Annotated in this window: 11 protein-coding genes and 1 pseudogene; 2 read left to right on the top strand and 10 right to left on the bottom strand. The window is 36.1% G+C overall.

Annotation, left to right across the window (positions count from 1 at the left end; all coding sequences use genetic code 11):
* Positions 1-284 (top strand): annotated as a pseudogene (locus tag HMPREF3103_RS09625) (transposase); the annotation flags it as partial.
* Positions 285-360: 76 nt separating this feature from the next.
* On the opposite strand, the gene HMPREF3103_RS05110 reads toward HMPREF3103_RS09625, so the two are convergent.
* The 10 genes from HMPREF3103_RS05110 to HMPREF3103_RS05065 all read right to left on the bottom strand — a co-directional run bounded on the left by HMPREF3103_RS05110 (position 361) and on the right by HMPREF3103_RS05065 (position 15,687).
* Positions 361-798, bottom strand: coding sequence for a hypothetical protein (locus HMPREF3103_RS05110; RefSeq protein WP_070437889.1), 438 nt, complete (start codon positions 796-798; stop codon positions 361-363).
* Positions 799-927: 129 nt separating this feature from the next.
* Positions 928-2,709, bottom strand: coding sequence for a prealbumin-like fold domain-containing protein (locus HMPREF3103_RS05105; RefSeq protein WP_070437887.1), 1,782 nt, complete (start codon positions 2,707-2,709; stop codon positions 928-930).
* A gap of 91 nt (positions 2,710-2,800) precedes the next feature.
* Complete coding sequence (gene ung, locus HMPREF3103_RS05100) at positions 2,801-3,457, bottom strand: uracil-DNA glycosylase (RefSeq protein ID WP_070437885.1); 657 nt, start codon at positions 3,455-3,457, stop codon at positions 2,801-2,803.
* On the bottom strand, positions 3,441-3,950 hold the full coding sequence (locus tag HMPREF3103_RS05095) for a dihydrofolate reductase (RefSeq protein ID WP_070437882.1): 510 nt from the start codon (positions 3,948-3,950) through the stop codon (positions 3,441-3,443). Before HMPREF3103_RS05095 ends, ung begins: the two co-directional genes overlap by 17 nt.
* A 15-nt stretch (positions 3,951-3,965) precedes the next feature.
* On the bottom strand, positions 3,966-4,913 hold the full coding sequence (locus HMPREF3103_RS05090; RefSeq protein WP_070437879.1) for a thymidylate synthase: 948 nt from the start codon (positions 4,911-4,913) through the stop codon (positions 3,966-3,968).
* 15 nt (positions 4,914-4,928) lie between these two features.
* A complete protein-coding gene (locus HMPREF3103_RS05085) occupies positions 4,929-6,818 on the bottom strand; it encodes an ABC-F family ATP-binding cassette domain-containing protein (protein ID WP_070437877.1) in 1,890 nt (629 codons plus the stop codon).
* Between the two features lie 20 nt (positions 6,819-6,838).
* Positions 6,839-8,503, bottom strand: coding sequence for a formate--tetrahydrofolate ligase (locus HMPREF3103_RS05080; protein WP_049554653.1), 1,665 nt, complete (start codon positions 8,501-8,503; stop codon positions 6,839-6,841).
* A 97-nt stretch (positions 8,504-8,600) separates the two neighbouring features.
* Entirely contained in the window at positions 8,601-10,820 is a 2,220-nt protein-coding gene (locus tag HMPREF3103_RS05075; protein WP_070437873.1) for a Spy0128 family protein, read from the bottom strand.
* Positions 10,821-11,022: 202 nt separating this feature from the next.
* Entirely contained in the window at positions 11,023-14,115 is a 3,093-nt protein-coding gene (locus HMPREF3103_RS05070; RefSeq protein ID WP_070437871.1) for a Cna B-type domain-containing protein, read from the bottom strand.
* A gap of 231 nt (positions 14,116-14,346) precedes the next feature.
* Positions 14,347-15,687 carry an MATE family efflux transporter gene (locus tag HMPREF3103_RS05065; RefSeq protein ID WP_070437868.1) on the bottom strand — a complete coding sequence of 447 codons (1,341 nt, stop codon included), beginning with the start codon at positions 15,685-15,687 and terminating at the stop codon, positions 14,347-14,349.
* 131 nt (positions 15,688-15,818) lie between these two features.
* On the opposite strand from HMPREF3103_RS05065, the gene HMPREF3103_RS05060 reads away from it, so the two are divergent.
* Positions 15,819-16,124: a hypothetical protein gene (locus HMPREF3103_RS05060; RefSeq protein WP_005605205.1), complete on the top strand. Its 306-nt coding sequence runs from the start codon at positions 15,819-15,821 to the stop codon at positions 16,122-16,124.
* The last annotated feature ends 64 nt before the right edge of the window (positions 16,125-16,188 follow it).

Raw genomic sequence — 16,188 nt, 5'->3', positions numbered from 1 at the left:
ATAGAATTCAAGGAAACGATTGAAGCAGCTACTCAATTAAATCTATCTCCTGGTTTAAAAAGAGTATTAAAGTCTCTTATTACTTACCTGCCATATATTCAAAATACTTGTAAGCATCCAACTAGAGCAAATGGCCCTATCGAAGTAATAAACAATAAAATAAAAGTACTTAAAAAAAATGCCTATTGCTTTAGAAACTATTACCATTTTAGAAACAAGATTATTTTAATAACAAAAAGTTATGCACAAAACAAAAAGGAATTAAGCAACAATTAGTTGCTTAATTCCTTCCTAAAATTCTTCATCAACACTATTTGACAAAGAGCCAAAAAAAAGTAAAAACGGAACGTTTTAAGAAGATTATGAATGAGTTACTAGATTAGACTGTTTTAAATAGAGAATCCCATTTCCAATCACAAAAGCAATACTTAAAATAAATAGTACTAAGCGACTCCATTCGAATCCCGAAATGATTTGTTGAAATACACTATTCAACTGAAGACTACTTGCGTGGTTGTTGACAGTAACCCCAAAAGCACGGACAACAAACATCAACCATCCTAAACAAAGCATTCCTATCGTATTTAACATTAATTCAAAAAGGCTATCTGAGAATCTCCTGCGAGCATATTCTAGGCCAAAAACAATCACAAGAATAAAACTACTTAGGATAATGACATACCATCCTTCACGAGTGATTAAAGAATCTCCTAAACTCATTAAGTAGATTGTAATCATTAAATAGAGGATGGTCACAATTGCAACTAATTTATAGAAGTAAGACATCAGTTTTTCCATTGAAAATCCCTCCATCCATATATTCTTTTCCTACTTCTATTTTACTCCTCAGTACTTCTATATTCAACCTTATCATTTGCAAGTCCAAATAAAAAAGACCGACAGTATAACTGTCAGTCTTTCATACTATTATTTATCATCTTTTTTATTTTTTGCAAAGAATAATAATCCAGCAGCTGCTGCTAGTAAAACAATTCCTCCGATAATGTAGAAGCCTTGACTTCCTGTACCAGTATTTGGAAGTTCTTCTTTTTTATCTTCTGTTGTAGAAGGTTCTTCAGAAGAGACAGCTGTCGTAGTATTTACAGTAGTAGCTTCACTGGTGGTATTTTCTGCAGTTGTCGTACTTTCTGTAGTTGTAACTTCAGTGGTAGGTTCTTGTGTAGTCGCTTCTGTAGTTGTTGATTGTGTTGTTGTCGTTGCTTCAGTAGTAGAAGCAGTTGTTGTTGTTGTTGTCGTTGTAGTAGTAGTCGTAGTGGTTGTTGTTGTCACTTCTTTTGGTTGATCTTTCAATTTGAGAAGACTACGTTCTACTCCTAAAACAACTTTATATTCTGTTTCGTCTAATTCATATCCTTCTGGAGCTGTTTTCTCTTTTACAGTAAATTCTTTTCCAACGTACTTTTGGTCAAAAGCTTGAGAAACAGCATTTCCATCTTGGTCCGTCGTCAATTCAACGGTTGCTCCGCTAGGATCTGTAACGACATACACCGCATCTTTTACTGGCTGACCAGTTACAGCATCTACTTTCACTAATTTAATCGTGTATGCTCCAGCAGCCTCAATGGTTCCTGAGAATAATGATGTAGCAGTAGCTGTAAAAGTTGTGTCTGTTACATTTGTACGACGAGTAATTTCTTCTCCATCTTCTTTTGTAAGAGAAACCATATTGGCTACCTTGCTTCCATCATTAGGTGTAGTTGTTTCGTAAGTGACATAATATTTTTGACTTCCATCTTTAAATGTAATTGTGAAGCTCTTATAATCGGCTGCCCAATTAACCGTATAGTCAACTCCTTCAGTTAAAAGAACGAAATCAGCAGCATCTGCTGAAGTTCCTTCAGTCATCGAAGGGGCTTTATAGACTAATAATGATTCAGGAATATATTGGATACTTGCTGTACCATCCAATTGAGGTAGAACATCATTTAGAACTAAATTATTCCCTAAATTCTTTCCACTTGTGTTAACACGAACTCTCCATCTAGAGACATATTGGCCAGAAGATGGACTGCCAGCAGCTTTTAATTTAGGCGAATCCCAAGCTTTTCTAACTGCTTGACCACCATTTTTGGCAAAGTTTTCTTCTCCAACTACCGCGTCAGGTGTATAAGTTTTTGAAGTATGCACTTGAGTAATGACTGTTTTTAATGATTTAGAATCAAAAGTAACAGTCTTGTCGGTTACATCTTGCTTATAGATAAAGTTTAGAGCTAAGTTTCCTTTTACTCCTTTAACTGTATCCGCACCTTTCTTTTCTAAATACTTTTCTAAGTTTTTTAAAGTAACGGTTACAGTTCCTCCTTGATTATCACCATTACTTTCAAAGTGAGCATCTGCAATTGGAACTTGAGTCTCTAAATCAACTAATTCAATATCATTATTATTAAAGAATGTTAGTGAAGGCGGTACTGTTAATTTAAAGAAATCGCCATTTTTAATATTATTGTCATAACTTGCTAAATCGAAAGTAGCTCTTAACTTATACGAATTGTTCGTTCGTATTTGATAAACGCCATTTTCATCTGGAGTTAACTTCGTATCAGATTGATCTAATAATTCTAATCCCGAAATAACTTTTTCTAACTCTCTACCTTCTGCAGCGTTTGCAAAAGAATTACCAACAAATAATATTGACAAAATCATCAATAAACTTGCAAAAAAATGAAGTCTTTTAGACTTAAGATTCATGATATACCTTCTTTCTATTCATACTTTATATCGATTGTATCATAAAAATCATATAATGAACATAAAAATTGAGTAAATGAATTAATTTCATTTACTCAACTCTCCAATCGATTGGTTTTTGATTTGTAGCTAAAAGAAAATCATTAATTTTACTAAATGGTTTACTTCCAAAGAATCCGCGATAAGCTGACAACGGGCTTGGGTGCGGTGACTTTAAAATCAAGTGATTCTCATTGGTAATTAATTTTTCTTTAGATTGTGCTGGCCTTCCCCATAGTAGAAATACGATTGGATAATCACTTTTATTTAACGATGAAATCACCGCATCCGTAAAAGTTTCCCAACCCATTCCACGATGACTATTCGCTTCATGTGCTCGGACTGTTAAAACGGTGTTGAGAAGGAGTACCCCTTGTTTTGCCCAAGAGGTTAACTCTCCAGTCTTTGCAACTGGGATTCCTAAATCCGTTTCTAATTCCTTATAGATGTTTTGCAAAGAAGGCGGAAGTGCCACACCTTGTTGCACTGAAAAACTAAGTCCATGCGCTTGATGATCTCCGTGATAAGGGTCTTGACCTAAGATAACCACTTTCACTTGATCAAATGGTGTGAGTTCAAGCGCCTTAAACACATTCTCCGCTTTTGGAAAAACTTGATGTCGACTTCGTTCTTCTCTTTCAAACAAACGAACCTTTTTAAAGTATTCCTTTTCTTTTTCTTCCCCAATCACATCATGCCAAGTGGTCATAAGAACCCTCTTTTCGTTCATAAATTTCAAAGGTGTGAGGATAGAGATTTTTTTCGTCCATTTCCCCTTCTAACGATTTTACTTTAATAAAATCGCTCCAAGGAAATTCTGTTGGAAAATAAGTATCTCCCTCAAAACTAGCATGAATTCTCGTACAATAGAGAAGTTCCACATGATTTTTCAACAGATTATATACTTGTGCTCCACCACAAACATAAATATCCTCATGTCGACTATCTTCAACAATCTCCTCAATATTCGTTACGACTTCTGCACCAGGAACAATATAATCCGAGCTAGTAGTTAGGATGATGGTTTGTCGCCCCGGAAGTAAGCGACTTCCCATTCCTTCAAAAGTCTTTCGACCCATTAATATTGTTTGCCCCATCGTGACTTCTTTAAAGAACTTCAAATCATTCGGCAAACGCCAAGGAAGTGTCCCATTTTTTCCGACTAGACCTTTCTCATCTTGAGCCCAAATATAAATTAACATCTTCTTCCTCCTGCATTAGACAGCAATAGGCGCTTTAATTGTTGGATGTGATTGATATCCTTCAACCACGACATCCGTAACATCAATATCAAACATCGATTTTTCAGGATGTTTTAAAACTAGTGTAGGTAACGCCATCTCTTCACGCGCTAATTGTGTTTTTACTTGTTCCATATGATTTAAGTAAATGTGTGCATCTCCTAAAGTATGGACAAATTCACCCACTTCTAATCCTACTTCATTAGCAATTAAATGTGTTAATAATGCATAGCTTGCGATGTTGAACGGTACTCCGAGGAACACGTCTGCACTACGTTGATATAATTGGCAACTTAATTTACCATCCGCCACATAAAACTGAAACATTGTGTGACATGGTGGAAGAGCCATACTTGGAACATCTTCTGGATTCCAAGCAGAAACAATCATCCGACGTGAATCAGGGGAATTTTTCAACAAGTTGAGTAAGTCTTCGATTTGGTCAATGGTTTCTCCTTTTGAAGTTTTCCAATGACGCCATTGTGAACCATAAATATTCCCTAATTCTCCGAATTCCGCCGCAAACGCATCATCCGATAAAATTTTCTCACAGAAGTCTTTTTTCACTTCTTGATAAACTTCATTAAACGCTTCGTCTTGTAAGCAACGGCGACCAAAATCTGTCATATCTGGTCCTTTGTATTTTGGCGAAGACACATAGCGTTCAAATGCCCATTCATCCCAAATGTGATTATTATGTTCCAATAAATACTTGATATTGGTATCTCCGTGTAAAAACCACAATAATTCGCTCTTAATTAATCCAAAAGGGACTCTTTTAGTCGTCAAAAGTGGAAATCCTTTTTGAAGATCAAAACGCATTTGATACCCAAAAATACTCTTCGTTCCTGTTCCGGTACGATCTGTTTTTGTCGTACCCTCTTCTAAAATTTTAGTTAATAACTCTTTATACTGCTTCGTCATGTCTGTTCCTTTCTATTAATTCCCAGCTAATTCTGCTAAATATTCCCAACGGTCATAGGCGTTTGCAGCTGCTTCTTCTGTTTTATCGAGTTCTTCTTGTAATGCTTGTAATTTTGCAAAATCTTGCGCATTTGCAGTCATTTCGTTTTGCAATGATTCCAATTTTTCTTCTAACTCTTGTATCGTCGTTTCAATGGTTTCCCATTCTTTCTTCTCTTGATACGTCATTTTCTTGGCCGGAGTTAGCTTAGTAGTCTCCTCTTTACTTTTTTCCTCTTTTGGAGTTTCGACAACTACTTTCGATAAACCCTTCTCTTGTTCTAAGTAATCACTCATAGACCCATAGAACAATTCCGTTTGACCTTCTCCTCGGATGACAAATAACTGCTCCACCGTTTTATCTAAGAAATAACGATCGTGAGATACAATGAGAACTGCTCCATTGAAAGATTGAAGAAAATCTTCTAATACAGTTAATGTATCGATATCTAAATCGTTTGTTGGCTCATCCAGCAATAAAACATTCGGCTTTGTCATTAATAAACGGAGTAAATAAAGTCTTCTTCTTTCTCCGCCAGATAGTGTGTGAATATAAGCTCCATGCAAATGTCTCGGAAACAAAAAAGTCTCTAGTAATTCAGAAATGGATGCCACTTCTCCATTTGCGCGTTTAATTTCTTCTGCTTCTTCACGTAAGTACTGAATCAATTGTTTATCCATTGGGATATCTTCGTCTTGTTGCTTATAATACGCAATTCGAACAGTCTCCCCTACAACAAACTGACCGCTGTCAAATGGAATTTGCCCAGCTATCGCATTCAGAAAGGTTGATTTTCCGACTCCATTCACACCCGCAATCCCAATACGTGCTTTACTCTGAATAATCCAGTCCAGATTCTTCACAATTTGTTGGCCATTAATCGAAAGGCTGGAATCTTCCATTTGGAAGACCCGTTTACCGATTCTCGTTTGGTCAAATTCCATTACTAATTTTTCTTGACTAGTTGTCTGTTTCACATCTTTTTCTAATGCTTCAAATCGCTGAATACGCGCTTGTTGTTTTGTCGTACGAGCTTTTGCGCCCTGACGCATCCATTCTAATTCGCTCTGGTATAATCGCTTTTGCTTTTGGCTCATACGGCTCGCAATTTGCTCTCTTTGGCTTCTTTGCTCTAAGTAAGATTCATAGTTTCCTTCATAGGCTTCAATACGACCATTGACCAATTCAAACATATGCGTTACCGCACGTTCTAGGAAGTAACGATCATGAGTAACAAGCATCATCGCACCTTTATAATTAGCTAAGTATCCTTCCAACCATTCTATCGCTTCAAGGTCTAAGTGGTTTGTCGGCTCATCTAGTAAGAGTAAATCCGGTTCTTCCATCAATACTTTAGCAAGACCAACACGTTTCTTTTGACCACCGGATAAAGTCCCAACTTTCTTTTGGATATCCGTCAATCCCATTTTTTGAAGAATGGTTTTAATTTGAACTTCTACTTGCCATCCATCAATTTCATTCATCTTTTGCTCAAGGTCACTATATCGTTTTGCAAGGCTTTGGGACGTTGGATTTTTGCGTAATTGTTCCACCACTTCTTCAAAATCATGAACGACTTTTAATGTTGGATGATCGCCTTTATATAACGCTTCAAAAATTGTATCTTCATCGTCTAGTTCCGGTTGTTGAGATAAATACCCAATTCTGTAGTCATTTGAAGTTGTAATATCTCCTGATTCTGCAAAATCGACCCCAGCTAAAATCGAAAGAAGCGTACTTTTACCAGTCCCATTTTGTCCGATGAGACCTACATGTTCCCCTTCATTGATAATAAAAGAAACATCTTCTAATAGTGTTTTTGCACCATAAGATTTTTTTAAATGATCTACTCTAAAATCTTTCATGCAAACTCCTTTCGTCACCTCTAATAGAGGCCTTGAATTTTTCCATCTTCACTTACAGTAATTCCTAAGGCTGCGGGTACTTTTGGAAGTCCAGGCATTGTAAGAACTTTCCCTGTCAGCGCAACAATAAATCCAGCACCTAACTTAGGAACAAGTGAACGAATCGTTATCTCAAAATCGGTTGGCCGTCCTTTCAATTTTGCATTATTTGAGAATGAATAAGGTGTTTTTGCAATACAAATATTCATTTCATTCCAACCCAAACGCTCTATTTCTTTTAAATCTTCGAGTGCATTCTGGGTATAATTCACTTTCGAAGCTCCATAAATTTTGGTAGCAACCGCCTCAATCTTTTCTTGAATCGTCGCATCTACTGGATACAATGCATTAAACTGACTATTCTGCTCGCAGAGTTCCACTACTTTTTTGGCTAAATGAATTCCGCCTTCTGAGCCTTTTTCCCAAACGGAAGACAAAATGCAATCAACTCCAATTGCTTCACAAAGCTCCATAAACAATTCTCTTTCAGCCGGAGTATCCGTCGTAAATTCATTTAAGGCTACGACCATTGGAACGCCGTACTTCTGTACATTCTCGATATGCTTTGCAACGTTTTTAAATCCTTCTCTTAATGCATCGAGTGATTCTCCATTAGATAACTCTTCGAGAGACAACCCTCCATGCATTTTAGTCGATCGAATGGTCGCGACAAGAACAATCGCATCTGGAGACTTCCCTAATACTGGCACTTTAATATCCAGGAACTTTTGAGCTCCTAAGTCAGCCCCAAAGCCAGCTTCTGTTACTGTATAATCCGCCAATGTTAAGGCCATCTTTGTAGCCATCACACTATTACATCCGTGTGCAATATTGGCAAATGGTCCTCCGTGAACGATAGCAGGTGTCCCCTCTAAAGTTTGAACCAGATTCGGCTTAATGGCCTCTTTCAATAAAGCGGTAATCGCACCTTCTACTTTTAAGTCAGAAACACGAATCGGATCTCCAGAAATATCATAAGCAACAAGAATATTCGAAACTCTTTTTTGCAGGTCGTTTAAGTCCCGTGCTAAACAAAGAACAGCCATCATTTCGGTTGCTACCGTAATCTCGAATCCGTCCTCTCTAGGAACTCCATTTACAGGACCTCCGAGCCCGATTTCAATCGTTCTTAAAGCACGATCATTTAAATCTACCGCCCTTTTCCATAGTATTCGTTTGATATCAATATTTAGTTCATTTCCTTGATGGATGTGATTATCAATAATGGCAGATAGAAGGTTGGTTGCACTCGTTAAGGCATGCATGTCCCCTGTGAAATGAAGATTGATTTCTTCCATCGGAACCACTTGAGCATAGCCTCCACCTGTTGCTCCTCCTTTTAGTCCAAGAGTTGGCCCTAAAGATGGCTCTCGTAATGCAATGGCTGTTTTCTTTTGGATAGAACTTAAAGCATCCCCAAGACCAATTGTAACGGTTGATTTTCCTTCTCCTGCAGGTGTGGGATTCATTGAAGTTACTAAGATTAACTTACCGTAGTTGTTGGCTTCATGTATATCTGATTTAAGAATCTTTGCTTTCACTTTTCCATATAAATCAATTTCGTCTTCTGTTAATCCAATCTTACTTGCTATCTTTGTAATGGGCTGCATTGACGCTTCTTGTGCAATTTCAATATCCGACTTCATTTCTCCACCTCGATTCAAGTATATTCGTTTTATTATACCATTTAATAAATAAAAAAAAAATGAGGATGCATACGCATCCTCATTTAAAGATTAACGATTAGTTTTCTCTTTTCTTAAATCCTAATACTGCAAATCCTGATAACAATACAGCAACACCTGCTCCAGCTAAAGTAGCTGTTGCACCAGTATTTGGTAATTCTGGTTCTTTTGGTTCTTCTACTGTTGTAGTAGTTGCTTCAGTTGAAGGAACTTCAGTAGTAGTTTCAGTTGTTGTAGTTGTTGTAGTTGTAGTTGTTGTCGTTGTAGTAGTTGTTGTTGTTGTTGTTGTAGTTGTTGGTTCTTCGTATTTGTTAGTAAATACTAAGTTGTCGCCATCAGTTACATTTGCAACTAATTGACCTTTTCCATTATCTACAACATCAACAGTTACTGTGTATACTTTAGAATCGTAAGTATATCCAGCAGCTGTGCCAGCTTTTTCTGATACTGTGTAAGTATGTGTACCAGCAGCTGTATATTCAATTTCCTTGAATGTTACTGAACCGTCAGCTTTGTTCTTAGCAGTAGCAACAACATTTTGGCCTTCTTTCAATTCGAATTCGAATTGGTCGTCAGCTAATGTTCCACCGTTAAGAACTTTAGTAGCTGTTAATGCTTTTTTAACTGGTTTAGCAGAGTAAACATTAGTGAATGTTAAGTTATCTCCATTTTTAATTGTAGCAACTAATTGACCTTCACCATTGTCTTTTACTTCAACAGTTACTTCGTATGCATTTGTATCAAATGTAACTCCGTCATCTTCAGTTCCAGCTTGTTCAGTTACAGTATAGGTGTGGACTCCCTCTGTAGCATAAGTAATTGCTGGGAATTTAATTGAACCATCTTGAGCGTTCTTAGCTGTTTGAACAACTTGACCGTTTTCTTTTAGTTCAAAAGTATATTTATCAGCTTCAAGAGTTTTGTTTTGTAAAACTTTAGTAGCTTTTAATTCAACTGTTGTAGGAGCAGCTTTATATGAGTTAGAGAACTCTTTGCTGTCATATTTAACACTTGCAATTTTTTCACCGTATACATCTTCTACAGTAACTGTAGCAGTGATTGTTTTTTCATCGTAAGTGTATCCTTTTTTAGCATCGTTTACTTCTTTAATTGTGTAAACTGATTGACCAACTTCACTAAATTTGATAGCAGTAAATTTCACATTACCTTTTGCATCGTTTTTAACTGTTTCAACTACTTGACCAGTTTTGTCGATTAATTGGAAGCTGAAAGCATCTTTTGCAAGAGTTTTACCTTCTAATTTTTTAGTAACTTGAAACTCAACTTCGTCAGACTTAGATCCAGTACCCACACCATCAGTGGCTGTTAATGGAGCAAAAGCTTTTTTTATTTCAAGAGGTGCTGCTTTTTCTGTAGCAGTCATAGTAGCATCATTAAATGCTTTTTTAGTTGACAAATCAACTGGTTTTGTTAAACGAGTTTTATACATAATGTATAAACCTTTGTTTAAAGTACCATCCCCATTTGGATTTGGAGTAATGGTAAAGTTGTTCTTGTCTACAACGTTAACATCGCTAGCAGCTAAAGGTGGATGTGGATCCCCTTCTTTATTCCATTCACTAAAGTAGTAACCAGTAATTTCACTTGCTAATACTTGATCATCTGGAATCATGTCTTTAATTGAAACATTTGTCAAGCTTTCAGCATAACGGTTTACACGAATACGCCAGTTAACAAAGTTAGGGTCATTTGAATCTTGTACCCCCCATTTAGTAAACCCTGTTGGGTCATCATCTGGAACGATACGAGTTAAGTTATAAACCCCAGCTCCTGGAATATTGATTGCATATTCTTTATTTCTTTCTACTTTGTCTGCCCATACTACAGTAAATGTTGCAGTAATTTCTTTTCCTTCATTTAAGTTTTTGAAGTACTCAGGATTTGTCACTGTAACCTTAGCAGTGTTCGTTGCTTTGTCTGTAGTCAAAGTTGCAATTGTTTCCCCATTTGCAGCCTTTAAAGGAGTTGTTGAATCTTGTTCGATTTTGAACTCCGCAGGAACTTGGTAAGTCATGAAGTCACCGTCGTTTAGAGTTACTTCATCTTTAAACTTATAAGTAGTTTTAAGATAGAACTTACCTTCACCATATTTTGCATGATCGACCAACGGATTATTATTAATCGTTGGTACCGTTGTTAACGTATAATCTGCAGTTGGTTTTTCAGCAGCGTTAACAACACTATTCAATTTAAGTAATGGTACGAAGACCGTTACTAGCATCAATAGTGCTACAAAAGAATGAAATAATTTTTTCATCTATTATTGTCCTCCTAATTTTTAGTTATAGTCCACTACGATTATAATATAGGTTTGTTTAAGTACTTGTCAATCTTTTATTATGTTAAATTTTAAAATTTTACATTTTAAATATGAATTTTCTATTGTTTTATACAAAAAAAGAGAATAAGTTTTTAAATAAAACTTATTCCCTTCATAAAACCTACTATATTATAGTTTTTTAGTTATCTTTTCTTTGAAACTTTAATACTGTTACTCCACCAATGAGGGCTACCGCTCCAAGAAGTGCTAATGAAGCAGCTGTACCTGTTTTTGGTAATTCATTTTTTGGTTTTTCAGGAGGCGTATTTGGTGTTCTCTTGTTTGTAACCACAAATCCTTCTTGAACATTTCCTGTAATCAGAGTTGTATATCCTTTTCCTACCGTTTCTTCAGAAATTGTATATTCAATCTTCTTACCATCTTTATATTCATCAAGATCTGTGAAGTTACCTGTCCAGTTATTCTCTTTCGATAATACTAGTTTCTTATCTGTTTCTTTTCCATCCGCAAGTAACTTAATCGTTACACTTGTTGGACGAACACCATCTTGGTCATTAGCATCATCCCAAGCTTTCGTTACTTGGATACTTGTCTTACCTGGTGTATATGAGTTTGTAACGTTGAAGTCTTTAACCGTTGCTGTGTAGCCTTCCACTTTTTCTTCTACAATTGTATAAGTGATTTCTTGTCCATTCTCATACTTGTCAAGATTATCAAAGCTCCATTTCCACTCGTCAGCTTCTGTTACTTTCTTCGTAGCTACTTGTTGACCATTCTTCAATAAGTTGATTGTGATTTCTTTTGGACGTTTGCCATCTTGGTTGTTGGCATCATCCCATGTTTTACTTCCTTTAACAGAAGTCTTTTCGGGAGTTCTAGAGTTTGTCACTACATAACCTTTTTTAGCTTCTCCTGTCACTTGGCTCACATAACCATTTTCAACTGATTCTTCTTTAATAGAATATTCAATTTTCTTACCAGATTTGAACTCATCTAAATCTGTAAAGCTTCCTGTCCAATTGTTTTCTTTCGTTAATTGAAGAGTCTTATCTGTTTTTTGGCCATCTGCATATAAAGTAACCGTTACTGTTGCAGGACGTTTACCATCTTGGTTATTCGCATCATCCCAAGCTTTTGTTACTTGTACGCTTGTTTTACCTGGTGTGTATGAGTTCGTGATGTCGTAGCCATTTACTTTAGTTGTATAGCCTTCAACTTGTTCTTCTACAACAGTATAAGTAATTTCTTGTTTATTCTCATACTTGTCTAGATTATCAAAACTCCATTTCCAACCATCCGCTGCAGTTACTTTTTGAGTTTTAAATTCTTGACCATTCTTCAACAATTTAATGGTAATTTCTTTCGGACGTTTGCCATCTTGGTCGTTAGCATCATCCCATGTTTTAGTTCCCTTCACAGAAGTTTTTTCTGGAGTTCTACTATTTGTAACAGTGAAGCCTTGTTCTACGCTACCTGCTGTTGAACTTGCATATCCATTTTCAACAGTCGTTTCCTTAATAGTGTATTCAATTTTCTTACCTGCTTTATACACATCAAGATTTGAGAAGCTTCCTGTCCAATTGTTTTCTTTATTTAAGACAAGCGTTTGATCTGTTTTTTGACCATCTGCATAAAGAGTGATGGTGACACTTGTAGGACGTTTTCCGTCTTGATCTTCGGCGTCATTCCAGCTCTTAGTCACTTGGATACTTGTCTTTTTAGGTGTGTACGAGTTTTTGATGTCATATCCTGTAACTTCTGTTGTATACCCTTCTACCGCTTCTTCGGTAATCGTGTAATTCATCTTTTTACCAGTTTTGACATTATATTCATCTACATTTTCAAATGTATAAACCCATTTTCCAGAAGCATCTGGTGTTACATCTTTAGATTGAACTACTTTTTGATTTTCATCTAGTAAGTTCACTCTGATTTTTGAAGGACGTTTTCCATCTTGATCATTGGCATCATCCCATGTTTTTTCACCAGAAATGTTGATTTTAATTCTCTTATTTGTAATTGTTTTAAGGGCTCCACCTTTAGGAGTTACTTCTAATGTAAATGTATCTCCATTTAATTGATACCCTGTAGGAGCTTGAATTTCTCTTACTGTGTAGGTTCCTTGTTTTAACACACCAGAGATAATCGTACCGTCTTTACCGGTTCTTAGTTCGAATTTTTGGTTGTCTGGACCAGTGACTTCGAACACCGCATTTGCAAGAACAATATTTTTATCTTCTTCATCGACTTTCGTCAATTTGATTTTACTTGCTAATTGTCCATCTGCAGTACCACCAGCTTCTGATGACTTATAAGTAAATCCGTGTTCTTTCGAACCACCAGCATGTGTTACTTTAATTTTGTTTCTTAAAGAAGAGCCAATCGTGTAAGTCGTTCTATAAGTTAAGCGATATTGTTTCGCTCCAGTATCTCCCATATTAATCGTAAACGATTGATTATTATTACTTAATTGAAGTTTGCCATCTAAACTAATTTTATTAAGTCTTCTAAGAATCGCACCTTCATCTGTATATTCTACTTCTTCTAACACAAAAGAACCTGGAATATAAGTTTCTCCATTTGGAAGTTCATCTGTAATAACCGCATTTTTTAAATCTGCTTTAGCATAGTTGATATTTGCATACCATTCTACTTGATCAATCCGTTGTCCATTTTGTGTAACTTGTTGACCCCATTTAGAAATAATTTGATCTGCTGGAACACCAACTTTTGTTACTTTAAGGTTTGTAGAAGTGACTTTCCCTTTAACAGAAATATCAAATTGGTTAACCACATTGTCTTTTGTAACACGTTTATTAAATAGAGCACCTAAATAAAGCTTCCCTTTGACATCATATTTATTATTAATTTTGTCATTAAAGGTAACTCGAATCTTACCTCCAATAGCTTCAGGGCCTGTAGTCACAACAGCTCTTGCAATTACATTCCCCTCAGAATCCGTTAAATCAAATTGGGGTTCTGAATACCCAGGTGGAAATGTTAAATTATTAGGAAGTGTAATATCAAAATAATCCCCAGAATGTAATACCGAGCCCGAATTACTAACTTGCCAATCCATTGCTAAGTAAAAGAAGTCATTTTTATTTAACTCGTTAACTGACTTTTTACTTGCATTTTGGATTTCAAAATGCGTAATCGTTGCATCAACTTCTTGTGGAGTTCCCTGCGCAAGTACTGAAGAATTCAATCCTTGCATGAGAAAACCAACGACGACAAACAGCGACAATAATTTTAAAAATTTTTGTTTCATTTTAATCTCCTTTTTCTATGTACGTTCCCCTACATAACACACGATCAACTAACCTCTCATTCCCCAAATAAGAAAAAAATCATCACCTTTCCACAATTATTGTTAACTATCAAATTAATTGTAACATAAAAAAGAACATTTTATAAATGTTATCATAATTTCTTCATATAAATTTATATATTTCAGAATTAATCCCCTGAAACTTAGGATATACCATTTTTTATATACTCATTAAGAAACCTGCTCTTTCGGAAATTTATTCTTAAATAAATAATATGCGATCATCAGTGGAATTAACGAACCTAGCCATGCTAATGGGTTAGCCATTGTTGCTCCCGTATACCCATATAAATTGGAAAGTACTACGGCTGCAAAAGCTCGCATACATAATTCCATAATTCCTGCTACGGTAGGTGTAAAAGTCTTTCCTACCCCTTGTAAAGTGTATCGATAAATAAAGAGCAATGATAAAAGACTATACATCGTTCCATTCGTTATAAAATAAATCGCCCCTAACTCAACCACCTCTTCATGTCCAACGCCGACAAAAGCACGAATAAAAATAGGACTAAACAGATTGAGAATAATTCCTACCGAAATGGCAAAAGTCAAGGATAACTTAATGCAGTCTCGTACGCCTCTCCAAATTCGGTCGTATTTTTTTGCTCCATAGTTTTGTGCCACGAACGTTGCCATCGTTACTCCAAAAGACATCATTGGAAGAATAGCAACCTGATCAATTTTTTGTGCGGCAGTATAAGCAGCTACGGCAGTTGCTCCCAATTGATTTAAAGTGATTTGAATAATAATGGCCCCTATTGCAATAATGGAAGATTGAAAGGCCATTGGAAACGAAATGCGAACATGTTCTTTTACGTCCGAAGATTCTGCAACGAAGTCTTTTGAGTTCAATCTTAAAATAGGAATTTTCTTCCATATATAAAGGATGCATGCGAGTGCAGAAAATATTTGAGAAAGAACTGTCGCATATCCGGCCCCTTCAACACCCATTCCGAATCCCGCAATAAAAACAACATCTAGAATGATATTCATGATGCAAGCAATCACAAGGAAATACAATGGCGTTTTCGCGTCTCCAATTGAACGGAAAATATTAGAGAGCAAATTAAAAGCCATAGACGAAAAGATTCCGGCAAAGATGACCATCAAATAATCATAAGCGCCGTCAATAATTTCGACGGGCGTTTGCATGATTTCTAAAATTTGGCGACAAAAGAGCATACTGAGAATTGTTAAAAGAATGGCAACCATGGCAGAAATCAGTATGGATACATAAAAACTACGCTTTACTCCTGAATAATTTTTAGCGCCATATCTTTGCGCAAGTGGAATGGCTAATCCCGCCGTTAGTCCATTTGCAAATCCTAGAATAAGAAAAATAATACTTCCAGTTGAGCCAACTGAAGCCAGAGCATGAACACCAATCGTTCGTCCAACGATAAATGTATCCGCCATGTTATATAATTGTTGGAATAAATTACCGATTAATAATGGAATCGTAAAGTTCCAAATCAACTTGATAGGCTTGCCACTTGTCATATCTTTTGCCATAATTCACTCTCCTTTCTAAAAAACAGTATTATCTAGTATAATGCAAACAAATAAAAATGAACAGTAATTTAAATAGTTCTTTTTTCAAAAACAGAGCTGTGATAAAATATAAATGAAAAGAGGCGAATGTTATGGCAGATTTTGATAAAAATAGAATTGCAAAAATGCAACAATACTTAACAGAAGTAACAGACCCTGAATTTAAAGGGAGTGCCACCGATAAAACGATCGCAATGGCTGAATTATTCAATTACTATCATTCCGATTGGAAAGCTGATGCAAGTCACTTCGTCGATCAAAACCTTGAACTCTTCGACGACGAAAAAATGCAAATGCTCTTTCGAAACTCAAACGCGGGACGCAAATCCCCACATACCATCATCCGACAAGAATCAAAGAGTAAATATAAAAGACCAATGCGACCGGGGGAAGATTAGGCAGAAAGACAGAAGACAAAAAAGAGCTCACAGTTGATATGTACCCCCTTTACTGGACAAACCA

This window comes from Granulicatella sp. HMSC30F09 (genome assembly GCF_001806915.1).
Classification (GTDB): domain Bacteria; phylum Bacillota; class Bacilli; order Lactobacillales; family Aerococcaceae; genus Granulicatella; species Granulicatella adiacens.
The sequence above is the reverse complement of the archived record's forward strand: the minus strand, read 5'-3'. Positions and strand labels throughout refer to the sequence as shown.

What these genes read in the sequence shown, in the direction of transcription:
- HMPREF3103_RS05110 (WP_070437889.1), bottom strand. Translation starts at nt 798, where the DNA reads ATGGAAAAACTGATGTCTTACTTCTATAAATTAGTTGCAATTGTGACC.
- HMPREF3103_RS05105 (WP_070437887.1), bottom strand. Translation starts at nt 2,709, where the DNA reads ATGAATCTTAAGTCTAAAAGACTTCATTTTTTTGCAAGTTTATTGATG.
- ung (WP_070437885.1), bottom strand. Translation starts at nt 3,457, where the DNA reads ATGACCACTTGGCATGATGTGATTGGGGAAGAAAAAGAAAAGGAATAC.
- HMPREF3103_RS05095 (WP_070437882.1), bottom strand. Translation starts at nt 3,950, where the DNA reads ATGTTAATTTATATTTGGGCTCAAGATGAGAAAGGTCTAGTCGGAAAA.
- HMPREF3103_RS05090 (WP_070437879.1), bottom strand. Translation starts at nt 4,913, where the DNA reads ATGACGAAGCAGTATAAAGAGTTATTAACTAAAATTTTAGAAGAGGGT.
- HMPREF3103_RS05085 (WP_070437877.1), bottom strand. Translation starts at nt 6,818, where the DNA reads ATGAAAGATTTTAGAGTAGATCATTTAAAAAAATCTTATGGTGCAAAA.
- HMPREF3103_RS05080 (WP_049554653.1), bottom strand. Translation starts at nt 8,503, where the DNA reads ATGAAGTCGGATATTGAAATTGCACAAGAAGCGTCAATGCAGCCCATT.
- HMPREF3103_RS05075 (WP_070437873.1), bottom strand. Translation starts at nt 10,820, where the DNA reads ATGAAAAAATTATTTCATTCTTTTGTAGCACTATTGATGCTAGTAACG.
- HMPREF3103_RS05070 (WP_070437871.1), bottom strand. Translation starts at nt 14,115, where the DNA reads ATGAAACAAAAATTTTTAAAATTATTGTCGCTGTTTGTCGTCGTTGGT.
- HMPREF3103_RS05065 (WP_070437868.1), bottom strand. Translation starts at nt 15,687, where the DNA reads ATGGCAAAAGATATGACAAGTGGCAAGCCTATCAAGTTGATTTGGAAC.
- HMPREF3103_RS05060 (WP_005605205.1), top strand. Translation starts at nt 15,819, where the DNA reads ATGGCAGATTTTGATAAAAATAGAATTGCAAAAATGCAACAATACTTA.